This window comes from Acinetobacter sp. WC-323 (assembly GCF_000314615.1).
Classification (GTDB): Bacteria; Pseudomonadota; Gammaproteobacteria; order Pseudomonadales; family Moraxellaceae; genus Acinetobacter; species Acinetobacter courvalinii.
In genome coordinates, this window is the sequence record NZ_AMZS01000022.1 from 1 (window position 1) to 21,931 (window position 21,931).

Genomic DNA, 21,931 nt, shown 5'->3' on the forward strand with positions numbered 1-21,931 from the left:
CTGGAAATTAGCTCCAGCGGTTCAGTGTTTTAAAACGAATCCTGACCTTTTTACGACACCAGATACAATTGAAAATTCAGAAGAAGTAGAAACGACATGGATACTGGTGGAAAAAGTAGTTGAGGAGGGTGACAGCAGTTTGGTATTTAATGAAGAAAGAATATCTCAAAAAGGTGGAGAAAAAGTAAAGAAAGCAGGTTACTGGTCTACTCCCGCACAACCGGATACAAGGCTCTATTTTACTCAAGGTGCAATATTGCCAGTGCTTCCTGAAGCAGATTGGGGTGAGGTGTATTGGTATTGGGATGGTGACGAATAACTAATATGCCCTTCGGGGCATTTAAAATTTTGAGATTTATATAATTAAAATGATTGATTTAAAGAAGCTAGAGTTATTCCCTCAAGAGATCTATGCAATTGAACAATTTATTTCATATAACTATTACTATAAAACGGTAAAGTTATGGGAGGAGTTGATTCAATATGTTGAAGAACTATTAGATAAATATAGTGCTCATTTAGCATCAGACCATCGTGCCCAATATCCATCTCATCAAGCCGATTATGTCTGGGGAACCATCGTACTACCAAATTTTAAAGGCGTCCTCCATCATTTAGTTGATGGCTTCGATGACTTAAAAGAGGGCTTTTTGCCTATATTAAGAAGAATGAGTGGCATTCGTAATGCTCTTATTGCTCAATGGAGAGATTATCCCTATGACTGGATGGATCATGTTGAAAAAGGCTCGGCTGCTATTTATAAAGCTAAACAGGATATTGTATCAATAAGAGCAAATAATACTTTTATTGCAAGTGATTACTATGACTCGCAATGGGACTATAAAGATCTATTAAAAAATGATTTATATAAAAGAGATGTGGGTATAGAGTATCCTCCAATATTACCTAAATATTATTTAAATCCTAATATAAGTGTAAAAACTGATGAACCAATTATGGTGACAGGTTTTTATCGATCTACTGAACCATATTCAGCATGTAAGTTTCTGATACATGAAACAAAAATATCTGCCAAGCATCCTGAAGACTGGAAATTAGCTCCAGCGGTTCAGTGTTTTAAAACGAATCCTGACCTTTTTATGACAACAGATACAATTGAAAATTCAGAAGAAGTAGAAACGACATGGGTACTGGTGGAAAAAGTAGTTGAGGATGGTGGCAGCAATTTGGCATTTAGTACAGAGAAACTTTCTCAATAAACTTCATTACTGGTATAAAATGACAGATTACGCTAAAAAAATTCTATTAGGCTTTTTACCTATTATTTTATGTATCAGTTGTAGCAATGGTCAGCCAACTGCCCAGACAGATTCTGATACTGAAGGATTTGTAAAAAAATTAAATCCACAATATCGGTTTAAGGTGCATGGTTGTGCAATTAATTATAATGGTACAGATCTCTATATGAACTCTGGTGTTGAGTCTTGGATCAAGGCATTAGGAAAAAATTATAGAAAGGTGGACAGCACGGATGGAGCTAACTTAACCAATTTATATATCTATGATGATATAGGTGTTCGCTTGGTTGAGAGAAAGAATGACAAGCAAATCGATAGTTTGCGTTTCCGTTTAGAACGACCAGAGCACGATATAAAGAAAGAAACAGATACAGAAATAGAAGAAGAGCTAAAGAAACCTGATACGGAGCAAGTGAGAAGTACCTTTAAAGATGCGATTGATGTAGACGGTATACTTGTTGGTGCTTATCCAATGCATGATGAAATTAGAAGTAAATTCCATTCAAAAACACTGGTGAGCTACAATCTTACGGCAGTGTGTAATGAAAATCAAAAAGGTGAAGAATTTGGAATTGAGCTAAGTATCAGCTTTAATGATCCAGAAGTAATTGATCATATGTTTTTTTATAATTACTTAGATTCGATGACTGAGGAACAAAAAAAGGAATTAGGACGTAGAACTGATGAAAATGGCAGGGAAATTTGTGGCGAATATTTTGATGTAAAAACTATGAAAATCGTTCCAAGTTACTGTACGCCAGAAGAATTGGAAGAGGAAAAGAATAAGAAATAGTTTTAAGAAAATGACATGTTCTTGGCAAAAATTTTTTGTGATTCAAATAGATTGTTTTTTATCTCTGGATAACCTGATATCTGAACTTATTTCACCCAAAGTGAAATATTGCCAGTGCTTCCTAAAGCAGAATGGGGTGAGGTGTATTGGCAGTTTAATGGAGAAGAATAATCTATGCCTATAAAAAGAACGCACTCTTCAGTGCGTTTTATCTCGTCCATATGTTGCGTCAAATAACCTCAATATCAACATATTGCTGAATTAAATTATCATCAAGCATATGAACATAGTCCAAAAATGCGATATTAAAACTACCGACAGTCTGCGCATGCTCAAAGGCCAGTTTCCCAGCGATAGCAAAATGAATATGTGCAGCCAGTGCTGCAATCGTAGCTGGAGCAACGGCATGATAGGCCGCGGTTAAAGCCCCTAAGGCACAGCCGGTGGCGGTAATTTTAGGCTGTAAATGACAACCACCATTGACCTGAATAACCGCATTGAGCTGCTTGGATATGATGAAATCAGACTCGCCAGAGATCGCCACACACTCGGTATGTTGCAATAAGCTTTTTGCCTGTACATATACATCCTGACTGTTTAAGGTACTGTCTACACCTTTAGACTGAATCTGGTTGCCTGCTAATGTACTGATTTCAGAAGCATTGCCACGAATAATATTGGGATGGAATTGCAGAAGCTGATCAACGGTTTCACTACGCCATTTCAAAACTGCGCCATAACCTACCGGATCAAGTACCCAAGGCACCGGATGTTGCTGTGCTGTTTTCGCCGAAATTAACATGGCTTGGGTTTGCTCAGTGGTGGGTGTACCGACGTTTAGACTGAGTGCTGCACTGATTCTGGTGAAATCTTCAGCTTCAAAAGGATTATCAATCATGGCAGGCGAAGCACCTGCAGCCAGCAAAATGTTGGCAACATAATTATTGGCAACGCTGTTGGTCATACATTGCACTAAAGGAGCCTGTTGTTGTAAGGCACGCCAGGCTTCAATGACTTGATCAATCAGTTGTTGTTTTAGTGACATGACATATCCTTTATAGCAGCTTTAAACAGGGCGTTAATGGGTGAAATAGTGATCTTGATGCTTACATTTACGGCAGATCAATGAGACATAATCCTGCGCATCATAATCTACGATCAGATCATTGGAACCACAATACATGCAACGCTTAACCGAATAAAAATTTAAACGGGGCTCGATTTTTCGCCAGGATTTCCAGACTGGCTGGATAAAAACACTTTCGTCATAACCCAGAAATTTAAACAATAATATTTCACTCATTTTACTGAATGGAATGGTGTAAGGGCGTGGCAAGGTGGTGGTTTCCCAACGTTCAGACAAAGCACGTTCACGATATTGTTCCAGCGTCTTTTTCAGCAAATTGGTATTGATAAACTTGTCATTTCTCGGCTGTAAGGCTTTTTGTTTGTGCAGATATTCCAGCGCTGTCTGGATCAGATAGAAAATCTGCCCGACTGCAAGTCCTTCCATCAAGCGATAACAGAATGCCTGAAAAGGGCGGTTCCCCGCAATTTGAATACCCCAGGTACGGCAAGAGAACTGCATGAATTGTACAATCTCTTGGTAGAGCACCAAGTACAGCACATCTTTGACTTCATCTGTGCTTTTAAAGGGAATACCCAAGCTCAGGTTTTCATAAAACCATTGCCGTAATTGTTGAGCAATGCTGAACAGACTTGGGTCCGCGTAGCCATCCAGCCGGATATTCAGATAAAAATGTTCGGTTTCGATATGGCTATCTTGCGATTTCAATATCCCGGATTTCAGCAGTTCCTGGACAAGCTGGTGCTGAAACAGATAATTGGGAGTAAGGTCATGATATTTAATGTTTTGCCAATGAATTAGTTCATCATGCTGTACGTCTTCACGTGCGTAACCATCGAGCACACTCAGCAAAAATAGTTTATGCAAGAAACTGAGCTGATTAAGACCATAGACCACTACATCTTTGACTTTATGTTTACGTTGTTCTTGTAAAATGGTTTGTTGGGTCTGTTTCTTACGGCTAGCAGTACATTGGGCACAATGACAATTGAGTTTACTATCGCTTTTAAACACCCGATGCTGGCAATGACTACATTCATGAAACTGAAATTCTTGTGCGTATTGTTCAGCTTCGATCCAGTTCATCGAGGCTTGGCACAAAGGGCAATGGCTACTTTCATCTAACTGTTTTTGTAGAATCTGTAAATCCATCGATTTTAAACCTATGACCATTTAAAAGGGAATTATACATACTCTGTAGACAGAGTGATGCAAAGTTTATAGACAGTTAAGCTCTGTTATTCACATCAGCATGACGTTGCTGGATAGTGTGGTAATGACTGAATTCAACCAGACGTATAAAGCCAAAGTTAAATGCTTTATACCTTTATGGCGTTCTAAACGATGGGGTGAAATTTTACACGCTGTGCCAATCTGGCATCACTAATTCAAGAATGTGTGAATTGATTAAAATTTTCTTTTATTTTAATGGATTAAATAATCATGCGTTGTGTTGACTGTGTATAAACGATGGCATAAAAATGAAGTTATAGACGGATCTATTTTGCATTACGGAGATTATTATGCAAAAAAATGCACTCATGAAAGGAATCATGGGGAGTTGCTTGGCAGTATTCGCCAGCATGAGCTTTGCCGCAACACCAGAAGGCTTCTGGAAAAGTATTGATGACCGCACGGGTGAGCAACTTTCAATCGTTGAAATCAAGAAAAAAGCAGATAATACCTATACCGGCACAATCGTATACCGTTATCCGGTGCCTGGCGGTACGGTCTTGACCCATTGTGTAAAATGTCCTGAACCATTCAAAAACAAACCTATTTTAGGGCTGCAAATTGCATGGGGATTAAAAGAAGATCCGAAAAATCCCAATCAATATATCGATGGACGGGTATTAGAACCGAAAAGCGGCAATGTTTATAAAGGCAAAGCCCAACTCAGTGCTGATGGTAAGCGTTTACGTATGCGTGGGTATATGGGGGTTTCTGCATTGGGACGGACACAAGTCTGGTTGCGTACCGAGAGTGCAAATCCATAACCGAGCCTGATTTTTAAGAAAGCCTAAACGACTGCTTTGGGCTTTTTTATTTGCCTAAAGAGTACTCATTCTCTTATGAAATTAATGCATAAAATCCGTTATTTCTTATACAAATGAACTCTGGCGTACAGTGTAACTTTATGAAAATTGTGATAATTTTCGTGCTTTAAACCTATCTCTTTGGATAGGTTGTTTTTTAGACGGGGTGAATATGCTAAATCGTATGCTCATGAAAGGAATCATGGGACTCACATTTGCTTGCGCGAGCGCAGCATCATTTTCAGCTTCAATTGAAGGTTATTGGAAAAGTATCGAAGAACGAACCGGTGAGCAACTTTCTATTGTCGAAATCCGTAAAGGCAATGACGGTCGTTATCATGGAAAGATTATTTATCGTTATCCAAATTCGCATGGAATTGCATTAACAAACTGTACCAAATGTGCGGCACCGAATACCAATAAACCGATTCTAGGATTGGAAATTTTGTCGGGTTTTAGAGAAGATCCAAATAAACCAGATTCTTATATAGATGGGCGTGTATTAGAGCCAACATCGGGTCGTGTCTATAAAGGTAAAGGTGTGGTCACGGGTGAAGGAAAGCGTTTACGTATGCGGGGTTATATGGGCGTTTCCGCACTGGGACGTACTGTGGTCTGGCTGCGTACCGATAGCGCCACGCCTTAAATGTAATAAAAAAACCTCGAATCGATTTCGAGGTTTTTTTATGGTTAAAGTGAATGGCTAAACAGGGCATGGTAAGTTTTCGTCCTCCTGTCCAATTTTTTTAGCGGCAATCAATGCCTGTACTTTTTTACTTGGCAGCTTTTCTTTGCCAAGCGCGTCATAGGTATTCACAATATTGGTGACTTCTAGTGTGCTCAGCTCGATTCCTTCTGCAGTTAAAAAAACGGAAATGACATGATGATCCACACCTGCTTTTGCGAGATCATGGATTGCCTTGATATTTTCTAAACGATAAAGATGTGCTTTTAATTCCATCATCATCACCCTCTGTTATTTTATTGACCTAGATTGGCATAATTGATTAAGCAATAACCATGCACAAAATGTAAAACCCAATCAAAAAATGTAAGTTAGGCAATATAACGCAACCGGTTCTGTAGTTTTTATTTAAGAATGGAAAACTGTGTTGTAATTCTGTCTAAACGTCTAGGTTCTATCCGTATTCAGTTTGAAAAGTGCGAGATCAAGCCCAATAAAACTGTTAAAACCAATGTATGCGTCTAAAGACAGGTTGTTCAAGTTGGCGTATGATCGATTGATCAAGAAGTCTTGCCAACAAGACCATCTAAACGACATGATGAAAGATAAGGAATACTGATGAATATTGCGGCACAGCCTCCTGTACAAACAGACCAAACCATTTATTTAAAAGATTATCAAAAGCCAGCTTTTTTAGTTGAATCGATCAACCTGGATATTCAGGTTTATGATGAGCATACCCTTGTAGACTCGACATTGGTGATGAAGCGCCAGACTGCAGGTGATTTAGTCCTGCTGGGGCGTGATCTGGAATTAAAATCGATCCAGTTAAATGGTCAGGTGCTCAATGCGGATCAGTATCGTCTGGACAGTGAACAATTGGTGATCACCGATGCACCAGATGAGGTCATTATTCAAACTCAGGTAGTGATTCACCCTGAGTCAAATACCCAGCTTGAAGGTTTATACAAGGCGGGTGACTTGTTCGTGACCCAGAATGAACCTGAAGGTTTCCGCAAAATTACCTTCTATCCCGATCGTCCAGATGTGTTAGCTGAATTCACCACCCGGGTAGAAGCCGATAAGAAATATCCAGTATTGCTCGCAAACGGGAATTTATTGGAAACAGGTGATGCCGGTAATGGCCGTCACTTTGCCATCTGGCAAGATCCAACCAAAAAACCCAGCTATTTATTTGCCTGTGTGATTGGTGATCTGGCAGTGCTGAAAGATCGTTACACCACGTCTGAAGGCCGTGATGTGGCATTGGAAATCTATGCGATTGAAAAAGATATTCCTAAATGTCACATTGCCATGGAAGCTTTAAAACATTCAATGCGTTGGGATGAAGAACATTATGGCCGCCCTTACGATCTTGATAACTACATGATTGTTGCGGTGAGTCAGTTCAACATGGGCGCAATGGAAAATAAAGGTTTAAATATCTTTAATACCTCATGCGTGCTGGCCGATGAAGAATACACCACCGATGCTGCGATTATGCGGGTACAGTCGGTAATTGCCCATGAATATTTCCATAACTGGACCGGTAACCGGATTACCTGTCGTGACTGGTTCCAATTGTGTTTAAAAGAAGGCTTAACTGTTTTCCGTGATCAGTCTTTCTCCGAAGATTTACAATCTGCTGCGGTACAACGGATTGATGATGTGGCGGTATTAAAATCGCATCAGTTCCCTGAAGATGCAGGTCCATTGTCACATCCGCCACGTCCGGATCATTTTGTCGAGATTAATAATTTTTACACCGCAACGGTGTATGAGAAAGGTGCGGAAATCAACCGCATGATGGCGACCTTACTGGGTAAGGAAAAATATCGTCAGGGTACCGATGAATACTTCCGCCGTCATGACGGACAAGCAGTTACGGTTGAAGACTGGGTTGCTGCATTGAGCGCAGGTTCAGGTGTCGATCTCTCTAATTTCCTGACCTGGTATAACCAGCCAGGTACGCCAAAGCTAGAGGCCAAAGGTGAGTATGATGCAGCTGCACAAACTTATCGCCTCAGCTTTAAACAAAGTCTAAAAGCGCATCCTAAATATCCGGACTTGAAGGCAGTGCCAATTCCTGTGGCTCTGGCATTATTTAACGCCCATAGCGGTGAGCAATATACCTTGCACAGCGCTGATCTGTTTGTAAATGATGTCAAAGATGGCGTGTATTTATTTGACCGGAATGAAGCTACTATTGAATTTACAGGCGTGACTGAACAACCTGTCGTATCGTTATTGCGTAATTTCTCTGCACCTGTGAATCTGGTCTTTGATTATTCCGATAATGATCTGGCTTTCCTGATCCAGCATGAAACCAATGGCTTTAACCAGTGGCAAGCCACCCAAACCCTGCTGGAACGGATTTTATTAGAAGATCATAAAGCCGATATATATATACAGGCCATTCAAAACACCTTGCCTGAGCTGGTCAATAAAGATCCTCTATTGGCATCACGTTTATTTGATGTGCCAAGCGAAAATTATTTAGGTAGCCGTATCGATCAGGACTATGAACCTGAGCTGGTGCTGGAAAAGCGCGAAGCCGTGTTGAATCGTTTAGCACGTGAGTTAGGCTCATTCTGGAAAGACACGTATCTGGCTCTAGATCCTGAATTGCAAAAAGAGTTTTCTCTGGCAATGGGGGTGCGTGCACTGAAAAATATCATGTTAAATATGCTGGCGCGTCAGGGTGATGATGCGGTATTTGAGCTGGCTTATGCGCAATACCAGAACACGGGCAACATGTCTGAGCGTTTAGGCGCATTACGTGTTTTGGTCTGGAACGATGCACCGCAGGCGCAAGCTGCATTAGCGGATTTCTATAACCGTTTTAAAGATGAAGCCTTGTCTCTGGATCAATGGTTTACCATTCAGGCCTCTAATCCAAATGCGACAGCTGAAACCATTGAATATCTCACCAAGCATGTGGACTATGATCTCGGTACACCCAACCGTATCCGTTCGGTCAGCGGCGGTCTGGCAGCCAATCCAGTGAATACCTGGAGCTTTGGTGTTGATCATTTCATCAGCTTGGCAGCTTATCTGGATGAGAAAAATCCAATCTTGGGTTCACGTTTACTACAGGTGCTTTCTCGCTGGTACACCTTGGCCGAACCACAACGCACTCAAGTCCAGCAAGCGCTTCAGGCCTTGCAACCGAAAGTAAAATCTAAAAATGTAGCTGAGACATTAAATAGCTTGTTAAGTATTTAATTCAAGTTTCAATTCCATTGCAAAAAGGATGTCGTCAGGCATCCTTTTTTATTTGACAATAATAATTGTCATAAATAGTATGAAAACGATTCGCATGCAATGGATGACTGCAATGGAAATAAAAAAAATTACATTACCGACACGTCAAATTGAAGTAGAAGTGTATGCACCTGCACAGACTGCTGAAAAAGCACCTGCAATTTTATTGCTACACGAGTTATTTGGCATACTCGATGTCTATCGGGAAGATGCCCAAGACTTAGCCGATCGCGGTTATCTGGTCTATGTGCCAAATCTGTTTAGTGGCGGCGCAGTGAAATACTGTATTCGCGCCATGGTAAGCAATGCAGGTCGCAGTAATGCAGCTGATAGCGAGGTCAATCAGGAAATCCATGTTTTGCTGGATGCGCTTAAGGCAGACCCAAGATCTAATGGTCGTTTAGGAATGTTGGGACAGTGCCTGACCGGGGGATACGTGATTCAGATGGCAAAACGTGACGATATGCTGGCGCCTGTGGTTTATCACCATTCTTTAGGGATTGAAGGGGCTGGCATTCCGAAAAAAGAATCTCTGGATGAGGTGCGTATTATACAGGGACATTGGTCAAGCATCGATCCTTTTTGTCCGGCCAGCAAACGCAATAAACTGATCCAGCAACTGGGAGATCGGGTAGAAGCCTATACTTATAACATGCCACATGGTTTCCGGAGTGTCAGTCGTGGTCTACCTGAAGCCAAACTGGTATGGCAGCGAACCGTTGACTTTTTTGATCGGGAATTAAAACAAAACATAATATAAATCATTGGAACAACAGGTTATTATTGCTCAATATTAACTTTTACAAATAAAAAGTGAGGGGAAAATGTCTGAGAAATACGAGTATGCCGGCTTCTGGATTCGTGTTGGTGCAGCAATTATCGATTCAATTATCGTACTGGTGGCTTTGATTCCATTAACCATGATTTTTGGTGGTGGTGAAACCACGGTCGCTTCTGATGGATTTTCATCGTTCCAGTTTATGTCTACTTCAGACTGGATCTGGCAAATCATCAGCGCCATATTTTATATTTTCTGCTGGATCAAGTTTGCTGGTACACCGGGTAAGCGTTTACTACGTTTGAAAGTGCTGGATGAAAAAACTGGAGAAAATATTAGCGTTGGGCAAGGGGTAATTCGTTATATTGGTTATATTCCTGCAACGCTGGTGTTTTTTATTGGCTTGATCTGGGTAGCTTTTGATGCCAAGAAACAAGGCTGGCACGACAAAATGGCAAAAACTGTGGTGGTAAGAGAGCTTTAATTTAGCCTGAAATTTTATCATGTAATAAAAAATTCATGGGATAGGGCTTGTGAATCAGTTCGCATGTCCTATAATGCCTTTGAATTTATTCACGGAGATCCTAAATGGGTAGTTGTTCGAGGTTCGGGTTGATCAAACGATTAAACCAAAGCGAATACTGAGCAAGAGCGCCTGTTAGGTCGGCTGTCTTGCAATGAGATAGCTTTGAAATAAATTTTTTAACCCTTCTGTATAATTTTGCTGTATTCACAAAATTTATTCTATTGACTGCAACCTGTTTAGTTTCTCACCTAAAATGGGGGAGAAGCCTATGTTCTTTCATGCGTCCATTCAATGGCTTGCTGTTATTCATGTATTTGTTTTATCTGGTTTATTGCTGACACAAAAAACGAAGGCGGGCCCGCTGATCAATACCGATGATGTCTCAATTACAACGGCACAGCATTGTCAATTGGAAAGTACCTATACGCGTAATAAAGATGGCAGTTGGGGTTATCAAGTTGTGCCTGCCTGTAATCTTAATGAAAATTTAGAAATATCCTTAGGTTATCATTCCAGCAAGGATATTGATCAGGTTCATGGTTTTTCAGCTCAGGCCAAAACCATATTAAAACCGATGGAAAATGATTGGGCTGTTGGCTCTAGTTTGTTGCTGTCACGAGATGATGTTTCACATCATGGTGGCCAGCTGGACTGGTTTTTCAATGTACCTGTAAGTTTTGAATTTTTAGATCAACGTTTAGCTCTAGATACCAATATTGGTTATCAACATGCCGATGAGCATCTGGTTCGTTGGGGTGTGGCTTCAACCTATAATGTGACGGATCGGCTGGGGTTAATCCTTGAAACCTATAATCAGGACCGTCAGGCACCATTCTTTCAGACCGCAGTGCAGTACAGTATTATTCCCAATGTATTAAGTCTGGAAGCATCCTTTGGTGATCGCTTGCGTGCAGAGAAACAGCACTGGTTCGGTTTGGGGCTGAGTTTTACGCCGTCATCATAATTGCAGCTTTTCATAATATCCTTCATTCAAAATCATGAATAATAAAGAGGTGGAATATGCAATTAAAATTTCTGCAACATACCGATTTTTCTAATATTCTGGATACTTTAATCAGTCTTACTGTCGCATTTATTTTAGGTGCGCTGATTGGTTTTGAACGTCAATACCGGCAGCGTACTGCAGGTTTACGGACCAATGTACTGGTAGCAGTCGGTGCTGCCATTTTTGTGGATATTGCGATTAATCTGACGGGCGCCGATGGGGCGGTTCGGGTGATTGCCTATGTGGTTTCAGGGATTGGCTTCTTGGGTGCAGGTGTGATTATGCGTCAGGAAGGCAATATTCATGGTCTCAATACTGCGGCAACATTATGGTGTTCAGCAGCAGTCGGGGCGTCTGCGGGTGCAGATTTGGTGATTGAAGCGATATTGGCGACCTTATTTATTCTAGCGGCAAATACCTTGCTAAGACCGATTGTGCATGCGATTGACCGCCGTCCGCTGGATGATGATACTGAGGTCATGCATGTGATATATATTATTTGTGATCGTAGTCACAGCAAAGCGGTCATGGATGAGCTGAATCTGACCTTGATGCATCATCATTATCCTGCCAAAGATATTGAGGTCACACCCTTTGGTGAAAAAGAGGTCGAGATTGAAGTGACACTGATTGCCACCTCGATTGAAGCAGGAGAAGCGCAACATATCATTAACCACCTGAATGCCATGCCGCAGGTTCGGCAGGCCTTTTGGGACAAAAATACCATCAATTAAGTTCAGGAAAATCTTCCCCTAAAGCATCGAATTGGGATGCATTGTCCTATAAATGATATATATGGCCTGTATTGTTTCCTTTAAAATGAAACGCACATGATAACAATGAGAACAGTATGAGTTCAGAAGCACATTCTATCAGTTTAATTGCACCAGTGGTTTTGCTGGCTGCCGCTGTTGTTGCCGTCCCGATATTTAAGCGGATCGGGTTAGGTTCGGTACTGGGATATTTGATTGCCGGATTAATTATTGGGCCATTCGGGTTCGCATTTTTCCATGATTCCGCCTCGATTCTGCATATTGCGGAACTGGGGATTGTGATGTACCTGTTTGTGATCGGGCTGGAAATGCAGCCCTCTCATCTGTGGAGCTTAAGGCGGGAAATTTTTGGTCTGGGCACTTTACAGATCGTGGCGTGTGGGCTGGCTTTAACCGGAGTAGGACTGCTGTTTGGCTTTAGCTGGCAGGTGGCTTTCATCGGGGCAGCGGGTTTTGTGCTGACTTCAACTGCCATTGTGATGCAACTGTTGGGAGATCGGGGTGATATTACCCAGCCCCATGGGCAAAAGATTGTCGCTATTTTATTATTTGAAGACTTGCTGATTGTTCCTTTACTGGCCATTGTCGCCTTTATGGCACCAAATCATGTGGTGGAAAGTACCTCTACACGTCTTGAAAGTATCGGTATCGGTTTAATTGCAATTGCTGGACTGATAGCTGCGGGTTACTGGTTATTAAATCCTTTATTCAGGTTGCTTGCTGCTGCAAAAGCCCGTGAAGTGATGACAGCCGCTGCGCTTCTGGTGGTTTTAGGCGCAGCCTTATTGATGCAGGTCAGCGGACTGTCTATGGCGATGGGTGCTTTCCTTGCAGGGGTATTATTATCGGAATCTACTTTTAGACATCAGATTGAAGCCGATATTGAGCCTTTCCGTGGATTATTGCTGGGCCTGTTTTTCCTCGGCGTCGGTATGTCGCTTGATTTATCTGTGGTTGCACAAAACTGGCAACTGATTCTGAGTGGCGTCATCGCCATGATGTTTGCCAAAGCGCTGATGATTTATATCGTGGCGCGTGTAAGCAAAAGCCCGCATACCGAAGCTTTAGACCGCGCGTTGCTGATGGCACAAGGCGGTGAGTTTGCTTTTGTACTGTTTGCCGCTGCAGTTAGTGCTCAAGTGATTGATAACACGGTCAAGTCCAATCTGACTGCGATTGTGGTGCTTTCTATGGTGTTGACCCCGATTGTGGGGATTCTGTTTAAACGTTTCACTGAAAGCAAAGACCCGATTAATCTGGATAATGTCACGGTTGCCGAAGGCTTGAGTGGCAGTATTTTAATGATTGGCTTTGGTCGTTTTGGTCAGGTCACCAGTCAATTATTGCTGGCACGTGGTGTTGATGTGACCATTATTGATAATGATATAGACATGATACAAAACGCAGAGAAATTCGGTTTTAAAATTTATTATGGTGATGGTTGCCGTCTAGATATCTTGCATGCCTCTGGTGCTGCGACAGCACAAGCCATTGTTGTCTGCGTGGATAGTAAGGAAACCACCAACCGTATTGTCGAACTGGTCACACATGAATTTCCATTGGCAAAGTTACTGGTTCGTTCTTATGACCGTGAACATTCACTTTATCTGGTCAAACAAAAAGTGGATTATATGATTCGCGAAACCTTCGAGTCTGCAATCAAGTTTGGTGGCGTGATCTTGCAAGAGTTAGGGGTAGAGCAAGATGAAGTACAACGGATTACCGATGAAATTCGTGACCGTGACGAAGAGCGTTTTGAAACAGAAATTGCCGCTGATGATGTATATGCAGGTGTTGGATTGCAATATACCCATACGCATCCACGGCCGACGGCTCCGTTGATTCGTCCTAAACAGGCGGCCCGAATTTTAAATGACCAAGAAGCACAAAAGGATTTAGACGAAAAGTAGTCCTCAATATGAGCTAGGTTGAGCCCTCATCCTGATGAGGGCTTTTTATATTAGAGATAAATTAAATGAAATATCTCGAATAATGATCAGTGCTATGGGACTTCGATTTGAATATGTTTTGTCTTGGAAGCCGAATAGAGATCAGACTGAACCGATTAAGACAGAGTTGATGTTGCCAGTCTTAAACCAAAACCAAAGAACAGAATCCCGACCAGAAAAATACCTGCGGCTGCAATTTTATAATTATGTTTAAAGAAATTTGCCAGTTTAATACCTGAAAAAATTAATGCGGTCAGATAACTGAAACTGACCAGTTGCAGAATGATCGCCAGAATTAAAAAGCTTAAAGCTGGATAGGCATAACTTGGCTCAACAAACTGAACAAAGAAGGACAGGAAAAACAAGATTGCTTTCGGGTTAAGCAGGCTAATGCTTAACGCAGTACGGTAGGGATGAATCTGGTCTAAATTGGGTAAAGCCGCCAGCTCAGCATGATGCGGCGACTTGTTCCATGTCTGGTAAGCACCTTGTAGCAATTTAAAACCCAAATAGGCCAGATAAGCGGCTCCAGTGATTTTTAAAATCACAAACAGGATCGGGAAGGCTTTTAATAAGGAAGCTGCGCCCAGAACGGTACAGAGAATTAAAATAAAGTCGCCTGTAAAGACACCACAGGCTGCTGCATAGCCAGTACGGATGCCATAACGCGAGGCGACCGACATCACGTATAATGAGTTGGGACCCGGTAATAACACAATTAAGATTGTCCCAATTATATAAGTGGTTAAATCTGTTATACCGAACACGATGAAAACTCATTAAAAAACCGATTTTCGCTAATATAGCAAAAATCGGTTTTTATGGGTGAAAATTCGACTAATTATGGCTTGATTTCAGCATCAATTCCAAAAGATTGACGCAGCAATAAACTTAGTTGATCACGGGCCTTGATAAAGCCATCGATACCGCCTTGCAGTAACTGGAAGGCCATCAAATCCTGCTCAAGTTCAGCCTTAAAGCTTTCTTTGGTTTGCGCTGGACGCTCAATTTTTTTAGCTTGCTGGGCTGACTCAAGGCTCAATTGGGCTTCAACCTTTTGCTGATCCTGTTCAAGTTGAGCCAACAGGTTTGGTGCAATCGTCAGTAAATCGCAACCTGCCAGACCCAATACCTGAGCGGTACTGCGGAAGCTTGCACCCATGACTTGGGTCTGAATGCCTTGCTGTTTGTAATAATTATAGATTTTCTTGACTGAAAGTACGCCAGGATCTTTGGTAATTGGATATTGCTCAACACCTTCCGCTTTTTTATACCAGTCAAGAATACGGCCCACGAAAGGTGAGATCAGGGTAACTTTTGCATCTGCACAGGCTTGTGCCTGATGTAAACCAAACAGTAGGGTGAGGTTACACGGAATACCTTCTGCTTCGAGTACTTTAGCCGCCTGAATACCTTCCCAGGTTGACGCAATCTTGATCAGAATACGCGATTGCTCGATACCATAACCTTGATACAGCTTAGACAATTCGCGTGCTTTGGCAATGGTGGCGTCGGTATCATAAGACAAAGAAGCATCTACTTCAGTTGAAACCCGGCCTTCAATCAGTTTTAAAATTTCCACACCGAATTTTACGGTCAAGATATCAATGGTACGCTCGATTAACTCGTCGCTTTGATAACCTTCCTGTTTTGCTTGGGTATAGGCATCTTCAATCAGTGCACGGCTCTCGGGTAACTCCGCGGCAGCCGTGATCAGTGAAGGGTTGGTTGTTGCGTCGAGTGGACGAAATTTCTCAATTGCTTCCAAGTCACTACTATCGGCAACAACAGTGGTTAAATCTTTTAATTGGTATAAGGCATTCTGAGTCATTGATATAGCGTTCTTACTTAAACATATTATTGGTAATTTCTTTTATAACATAATCCAGAGCAAAGCAAAGCATCGCTTTTGTTGGCAGAGTTATTCCTTAAGGTTATGTTTTATTACCGGTGTGTTGACGTTGTTTCCGGATATGGTCAATCAGGAATCTTGCTGCTGCACCGAGTTCACTTTCCCGACTCCAGACCAGATCGACATAGTATTCAAATTTAGGCGTGAAATCATACAGATCCAGAATTTTTAATTTTTTACGCAATTCAGGATTTTCATTAAACATCTCTAAAGGCAAAACCCCCCAACCCAGATTACGCACAATCATCATACATGCCGAATGATGATTGTCGGTACGCCAATAATCTTTGGAATAAAGTAATTCAGGTCGAATGGTGTTATCACGACTGGCGACGACAATTTGCCGGGTCTGCACCATTTGCTCAAAGGAAACCTTGTCCAGTGCTGCCAAGGGATTAATTTTTGCAATGACGGGAACAAGTGCTTCTCTTTTTAGCTCAACAAACTGTTCGCGACTGTCCAGTTGCTCCCGTTCAAACATCAGGGCGAGCTGAGCGCTTTGATCAAGCAACATTTGCAGAGCATCCTCTTGCGGCGCTGAAACTACATTCAATGACAGGCTCGGAAAGTGTTGTTCAAGCAGGGTGATGTAGTCTGTCCAGTTGGTATGTAGCAGTTCCGACACCACCACTATATTTAAGGTCGATTCCAGCCCTATACTTAGCGCATGGGCATGTTGTTTCCATTGATTCATTTCGATCAGCAATTGCTGGGTTTTTTCATACAGTACCCATGCTTCTGCGGTCGGTGTCGGTTCACGGCCAATCCGTTCAAATAGTTTCAGATCGAGATCGATTTCCAGGTTGGCAATCGACATACTGACTGCTGAAGGCACTTTACCTAATTTACGGGCAGCGGCAGAAAAGGAACCTGTCTCGATGACGGTCTGAAACATGAGAAGTTGTTCTTGATTAATATTCATTTGTCAAAAAAACTGAAAGAATCTGATTGGATTAATCAATATTATAAAAATAAAATAGCCACTATCCAAACAAGAGAGTGTTACAAAAATGTTGATTTCCAAAAGAAGACTCGTTCATGCGATCAGCTATGAAGTGATTTTATTGGTCATCATCGCGATTGCGTTAAGTTTTATTTTCAGTATGCCACTCGAAGTAACAGGTATTCTAGGTACGATCATGGCGGTAATTTCAGTATTCTGGAATATGATTTTTAACCATTACTTCGAAAAAGTAGAGCAGAAATATCAATGGGAAAGAACAATCCCTGTCCGTATTCTGCATGCGATCGGATTTGAAGGCGGCTTGATGCTTGCAACCATTCCAATCATTGCCTATTTGATGAAAATGACCATCATTGAAGCCATCATTTTGGACTTTGGTTTAACCATGTGTATTCTGGTATATACCTTCATCTTCCAGTGGTGCTATGACATGATTGAAGGACGTTTCTTTCCAAATGCCAAACTGGCATCATAATTTATAATAAAGTTTAAAAATAAAGCACTTTTCATTATTTGATGAAAGGTGCTTTTTTTATTGTCTGTAATTTATCTAATGAGATGATAAAAAATAGCCTAAGCAGGTTAAATGTTTTTAAAAGCGATCAAAATTACGGTTTCACATGAATATAAAAATCTCTAAACCGAAGAGATGATCTGATCTTGTTTTACATGGAAAAGTAGGGACTTTATGACTTTTAAAGCGCTTTTTGTTGAAATTTATTATGGTGATCATTCAAAAGAAATCATCTTAAAAAAATCAATGAATACATAGAAAACAATGAAATTATGGAGATCGAATTTTTTGAACTACTTGATAGCGCAATTAATCAGGCGTCTTTACTACTTCAATTGATACAAACAACAGATACCAGTTTTTCAGCTGACTCCGTTGAAGCTGAGATTCTAACGGCTCGTTATTTCCTAAAGGTTTTAGAGCATTACCAAAATGGTCAGATAAGGCCTTTTGATTTATGTCGAATTTTTAATAATATCGAAATCGGTTTTATGGGAGCAGCAAGAAATCTTCCTGTAAACATCGCATATTATCCAACATGGATGGGTAACTTATATAATGCATGCGACTGGTGTGATGAAACATAGACACTTGAAGATAATCCTCATCTTCTTATTGAAGTAGAAATGCAAATTCAGAATATTAAAGATTGGTTATCAAATCCGACTTTTAGGTAACACCGCTACTTTCTTGAAAATCGATATGATCTTTTATAAAGATAATTTTGCATTCAGGATCAGCCAAAAAATTCCTATTCACAAAAAACATCATGCTAAAATAAAGGACTTATCTTTTTAGATTGCATGATTTTCTCTATGTTCCAACAAGAAATCTCTCAATTAAACCTACAACAATTTAAAGCGGGCGAGAAACGCTGGATCGGTTCCTTGCTGGGATCATCGGCTGCATTATTATTCAAAGAAATCGCAACCCAAAGCTCCAATCTCTATGTGATTGTGGCTCGAAATAATCAGCATCTGGCCCAGTTGGAAAGTGAACTCGAGTTTTATGGGATCAAGCCGACCATATTCCCTGATTGGGAAATTTTGCCGTATGACCGTTTATCTCCGCATCAGGATATTGTATCTGAGCGTCTGGCGATTTTATCGCATATGCCGCAAAAGGGCATTCTACTGATTTCTGCCAGTACTTTGGCACAGCGTGTAGCGCCATATTCATGGGTGGTCGGTGAACATTTTGATATTAAGGTTGGGCAAAAGCTCGATTTAGAAGTACAAAAAAAGCAGTTGGTGCAAGCGGGTTATCGTCTGGTGGACACGGTATATGATCACGGCGAGTTTGCTGTTCGCGGTAGTATCATGGATATTTTTGCTTCTGGACAAGATCAGCCGATTCGGATTGACTTGTTTGATGATGAAATTGAAAGCTTAAAATTCTTTGATCCAGAAACACAACGTACTATAGAATCATTAAAAAACTTCACGGTGTTACCTGCGAAAGAATTTCCTTTAAAAGAAGGGCGTCCTATTTTCAGAGACCGTTATGCGGAAAGTTTCCCAACGGCAAATCCAAAGAAAAATCCAATTTATCAGGATGTACTTGAAGGTATTTCGACCCCTGGATTAGAGTTTTACCTACCATTATTCTTTGATAAAAAGGTGATGGAAGCGCAAAGTATGTTCACGGCATACTTACCAAAGCATTGCGTTGTCATTACAAATAATGAAATTGAAGACGAATTAATCAATTTCTGGAAAGAAGTGATGCGTCGCTATGAAGACCGTCGCCATAACATTGACCAACCGATTTTGCCGCCTGAAGAACTGTTCTTGATGCCGAATCATGTATTGCAGGCACTCAATCAGTTCCCAAGAATTATAGCCTCAACAGATGCATTTGAAGCAAAAGCAGGTGTATTAAATCTGGCTGCTGAGCAACCGCCAAAATTGCCGGTTGATCCGAAAAAGCCACAACCTTTCGACGCAGTTAAACAGTATATCGATCAGGCTAAACATCCTGTGCTATTGGTGGCAGAAAGTGCGGGTCGACGTGAAACCTTAAAAGATGCGCTACGTTCTGTGTTGGGCGAAATTCAGAATGTAGAGAGTTTTGCCCAGTTTCAGAAAGATAAATTAACCGTCGCCATTACCAGTGCCCCTTTAGATCGTGGTTTGTTGCTTACAGATCAGCTATCGGTCATTTCAGAAAATCAACTGTATGAACATCGGGTGGTGCAGCGCCGTCGTAAGCGTCAGCAGGAAGTTTCAGAAGAATTTTTAATTCGTAGTTTAACCGAGCTAAGCATTGGTGCGCCTGTCGTGCATATTGATCATGGGGTCGGGCGTTATGCGGGCTTGGTGACGCTGGAAATTGATGAGCAGGACCATGAATTTTTACAGCTGGATTATGCCGATGGCGCAAAAGTCTACGTTCCTGTCACCAATTTACATCTGATCAGCCGTTATAGTGGCGGGGACCCAGATCTGGCCCCGTTGCATAAGCTGGGTACAGATACCTGGAGCAAAGCGAAACGTAAGGCTTTGGAACAGATTCATGATGTGGCGGCTGAACTACTGCACATTCAGGCGCGTCGTCAGTCCAAACCCGGTTTTGCCTTTGAGCTGGACCATACTGGCTATATGCAATTTGCCAGCGGCTTTGCCTATGAAGAAACGCTCGATCAGGCCAATGCCATTGAAGCGACTATTCATGATATGCAGCTGGCCAAACCGATGGATCGTCTGGTCTGTGGTGATGTTGGTTTTGGTAAGACCGAAGTGGCGATGCGTGCAGCATTTGTGGCGGTACAGAACAATAAACAGGTGGCGGTACTGGTGCCAACCACCTTGCTGGCACAACAGCATTATGAATCCTTTAAAGACCGTTTTGCCGATACGGCAGTGCGTATCGAAGTGCTTTCTCGATTTGGAAGTAACAAAGCCCATTTAAAAATCATTGAAGATTTGGCCGACGGTAAGGTTGATATCGTGGTCGGCACACATAAAATCCTGCAAGAAAACGTACAGTTTAAAAATCTTGGCCTGATGATTGTGGACGAAGAGCATCGTTTTGGTGTACGTGACAAAGAACGGATCAAAGCACTACGTGCCGATGTGGATATGCTAACGCTGACAGCGACACCGATTCCACGTACCTTGAATATGGCTTTCTCTGGCATGCGTGATCTCTCGATTATTGCCACGCCGCCCGCACGTCGTTTAGCGGTGAAAACCTTTGTTCAGGAACATACCGATGATTCGGTGAAAGAGGCAATTCTGCGTGAATTGTTACGCGGTGGGCAGGTGTACTTCCTGCACAATGAAGTGGATACCATCGAACGGACTGCGGAAAATATTCGTCATCTGGTGCCTGAAGCACGTGTTGCGGTGGCGCATGGGCAAATGCGTGAACGTGAACTTGAGCAGGTAATGCAGCAGTTCTACCACAAGGAATATAACGTATTGGTGTGCTCGACCATTATCGAGACCGGTATTGATGTGCCGAATGCCAATACCATTATTATCGAACGTGCGGATAAACTCGGCCTCGCACAATTACACCAGTTACGTGGTCGTGTCGGGCGTTCACATCATCAGGCCTATGCCTATTTGCTGGTGCCATCCATCAAGCATCTGAAAGGGGATGCAGAGAAACGACTGGATGCCATTCAACGTGCTTCAACGCTGGGTGCGGGCTTTATGCTGGCAACCGAAGATCTGGAAATTCGTGGCGCGGGTGAGTTGCTCGGTGAGCAGCAAAGCGGTTCGATGCAAGCCATCGGGTATAGCCTGTATATGGAAATGCTTGAGAAAGCGACCAAAGCCATTCAGAAGGGTAAAACACCAAACTTTGATGCACCCTTGTCGTTAACGGCTGAAATTAATTTACATATGCCGGCGTTAATTCCGGATGACTATCTTGGGGACGTACATCAGCGCCTGTTATTCTATAAGCGCATTAGTAATACCGATAGTCAGGAGAAGCTCGACAATATTCGTATGGAGCTGATTGATCGTTTTGGGATTCCACCACAACCGGTGAAACAGCTATTTAGCGTTCATCAGTTGCGTTTAAAGGCAGAGCAACTGGGCATTACCAAAATTGATATCAACAGCAATGGCGGGTATATCGAATTTTCTCCAGATACGCCTGTACAGGCGATCAGTATCATTCAACTCATGCAAAAGCAGCCGACGTATTACCGGATGGAAGGCGGGCAACGCTTGAAAGTCATGGTGCAACTAGCGGAATATGACAAGCGAATCCAGTTCATTATTGACCTGCTCAACAAGCTGGTGAGCGAGTTGAATTAGTATCTTGAAAAATGATCGTTGAGTGTTAAATGAGCAAGTTTAGTTGTTCGCAAGATCGCGACATGTTTTTGGTCAGATGTTGCTGCAATAAATGAGGAAAATCATTGTTAT

Annotated in this window: 18 protein-coding genes and 2 pseudogenes; 14 read left to right on the plus strand and 6 right to left on the minus strand. The window is 41.8% G+C overall.

Annotated elements, in window-relative coordinates:
- The 3 genes and pseudogenes from ACINWC323_RS20135 to ACINWC323_RS16015 form a co-directional block, all read left to right on the plus strand.
- Positions 1–319 (plus strand): annotated as a pseudogene (locus ACINWC323_RS20135) (hypothetical protein); the annotation flags it as partial.
- A gap of 49 nt (positions 320–368) precedes the next feature.
- The gene (locus tag ACINWC323_RS16020; RefSeq protein WP_009508577.1) at positions 369–1,220 is read left to right on the plus strand and encodes a hypothetical protein; all 852 of its coding nucleotides are present in this window, start codon (positions 369–371) and stop codon (positions 1,218–1,220) included.
- Positions 1,221–1,239: 19 nt separating this feature from the next.
- Positions 1,240–2,052 (plus strand): DUF7738 domain-containing protein, encoded by an 813-nt coding sequence (locus ACINWC323_RS16015; RefSeq protein ID WP_009508573.1) that lies wholly within the window; start codon positions 1,240–1,242, stop codon positions 2,050–2,052.
- A gap of 229 nt (positions 2,053–2,281) precedes the next feature.
- On the opposite strand, the gene thiM is transcribed toward ACINWC323_RS16015, so the two are convergent.
- Complete coding sequence (thiM, locus tag ACINWC323_RS16010; RefSeq protein WP_009508620.1) at positions 2,282–3,097, minus strand: hydroxyethylthiazole kinase; 816 nt, start codon at positions 3,095–3,097, stop codon at positions 2,282–2,284.
- A gap of 33 nt (positions 3,098–3,130) precedes the next feature.
- Positions 3,131–4,291 (minus strand): hypothetical protein, encoded by a 1,161-nt coding sequence (locus ACINWC323_RS16005; RefSeq protein ID WP_009508597.1) that lies wholly within the window; start codon positions 4,289–4,291, stop codon positions 3,131–3,133.
- 371 nt (positions 4,292–4,662) lie between these two features.
- Between ACINWC323_RS16005 and ACINWC323_RS16000 the strand changes: the two genes are divergently transcribed.
- Complete coding sequence (locus ACINWC323_RS16000; RefSeq protein ID WP_009508579.1) at positions 4,663–5,136, plus strand: DUF2147 domain-containing protein; 474 nt, start codon at positions 4,663–4,665, stop codon at positions 5,134–5,136.
- A gap of 211 nt (positions 5,137–5,347) precedes the next feature.
- The gene (locus tag ACINWC323_RS15995) at positions 5,348–5,821 is read left to right on the plus strand and encodes a DUF2147 domain-containing protein (RefSeq protein ID WP_005284914.1); all 474 of its coding nucleotides are present in this window, start codon (positions 5,348–5,350) and stop codon (positions 5,819–5,821) included.
- A 57-nt stretch (positions 5,822–5,878) separates the two neighbouring features.
- Here ACINWC323_RS15995 and ACINWC323_RS15990 read toward each other — a convergent pair whose 3' ends face one another.
- On the minus strand, positions 5,879–6,136 hold the full coding sequence (locus ACINWC323_RS15990; RefSeq protein WP_005229728.1) for a hypothetical protein: 258 nt from the start codon (positions 6,134–6,136) through the stop codon (positions 5,879–5,881).
- 342 nt (positions 6,137–6,478) lie between these two features.
- Between ACINWC323_RS15990 and pepN the strand changes: the two genes are divergently transcribed.
- The 6 genes from pepN to ACINWC323_RS15960 all read left to right on the plus strand — a co-directional run bounded on the left by pepN (position 6,479) and on the right by ACINWC323_RS15960 (position 14,117).
- Positions 6,479–9,085, plus strand: a complete 2,607-nt coding sequence (pepN, locus tag ACINWC323_RS15985; protein ID WP_009508561.1) for an aminopeptidase N — start codon at positions 6,479–6,481, stop codon at positions 9,083–9,085.
- Between the two features lie 112 nt (positions 9,086–9,197).
- Positions 9,198–9,884: a dienelactone hydrolase family protein gene (locus tag ACINWC323_RS15980; RefSeq protein ID WP_032881062.1), complete on the plus strand. Its 687-nt coding sequence runs from the start codon at positions 9,198–9,200 to the stop codon at positions 9,882–9,884.
- Between the two features lie 64 nt (positions 9,885–9,948).
- Entirely contained in the window at positions 9,949–10,386 is a 438-nt protein-coding gene (locus ACINWC323_RS15975) for an RDD family protein (protein ID WP_005284927.1), read from the plus strand.
- 310 nt (positions 10,387–10,696) lie between these two features.
- The gene (locus ACINWC323_RS15970; protein WP_009508611.1) at positions 10,697–11,392 is read left to right on the plus strand and encodes a PA4824 family protein; all 696 of its coding nucleotides are present in this window, start codon (positions 10,697–10,699) and stop codon (positions 11,390–11,392) included.
- 56 nt (positions 11,393–11,448) lie between these two features.
- Entirely contained in the window at positions 11,449–12,168 is a 720-nt protein-coding gene (locus ACINWC323_RS15965; RefSeq protein ID WP_009508613.1) for an MgtC/SapB family protein, read from the plus strand.
- 116 nt (positions 12,169–12,284) lie between these two features.
- Positions 12,285–14,117 carry a monovalent cation:proton antiporter-2 (CPA2) family protein gene (locus ACINWC323_RS15960; RefSeq protein ID WP_009508603.1) on the plus strand — a complete coding sequence of 611 codons (1,833 nt, stop codon included), beginning with the start codon at positions 12,285–12,287 and terminating at the stop codon, positions 14,115–14,117.
- Positions 14,118–14,272: 155 nt separating this feature from the next.
- On the opposite strand, the gene leuE is transcribed toward ACINWC323_RS15960, so the two are convergent.
- From leuE to aceR, 3 genes are all read right to left on the minus strand, one after another.
- On the minus strand, positions 14,273–14,923 hold the full coding sequence (leuE, locus tag ACINWC323_RS15955; RefSeq protein ID WP_032881052.1) for a leucine efflux protein LeuE: 651 nt from the start codon (positions 14,921–14,923) through the stop codon (positions 14,273–14,275).
- A 74-nt stretch (positions 14,924–14,997) separates the two neighbouring features.
- The gene (gene tal / locus ACINWC323_RS15950; protein ID WP_009508581.1) at positions 14,998–15,987 is read right to left on the minus strand and encodes a transaldolase; all 990 of its coding nucleotides are present in this window, start codon (positions 15,985–15,987) and stop codon (positions 14,998–15,000) included.
- 103 nt (positions 15,988–16,090) lie between these two features.
- Positions 16,091–16,990, minus strand: coding sequence for an HTH-type transcriptional regulator AceR (aceR, locus tag ACINWC323_RS15945; protein WP_032881054.1), 900 nt, complete (start codon positions 16,988–16,990; stop codon positions 16,091–16,093).
- 88 nt (positions 16,991–17,078) lie between these two features.
- Between aceR and aceI the strand changes: the two genes are divergently transcribed.
- The 3 genes and pseudogenes from aceI to mfd all read left to right on the plus strand — a co-directional run bounded on the left by aceI (position 17,079) and on the right by mfd (position 21,820).
- The gene (aceI, locus tag ACINWC323_RS15940; protein WP_005229744.1) at positions 17,079–17,507 is read left to right on the plus strand and encodes a chlorhexidine efflux PACE transporter AceI; all 429 of its coding nucleotides are present in this window, start codon (positions 17,079–17,081) and stop codon (positions 17,505–17,507) included.
- A 213-nt stretch (positions 17,508–17,720) separates the two neighbouring features.
- Positions 17,721–18,223: pseudogene (locus tag ACINWC323_RS0118775) on the plus strand (hypothetical protein).
- Between the two features lie 138 nt (positions 18,224–18,361).
- Positions 18,362–21,820, plus strand: coding sequence for a transcription-repair coupling factor (gene mfd, locus ACINWC323_RS15935; RefSeq protein WP_009508585.1), 3,459 nt, complete (start codon positions 18,362–18,364; stop codon positions 21,818–21,820).
- The last annotated feature ends 111 nt before the right edge of the window (positions 21,821–21,931 follow it).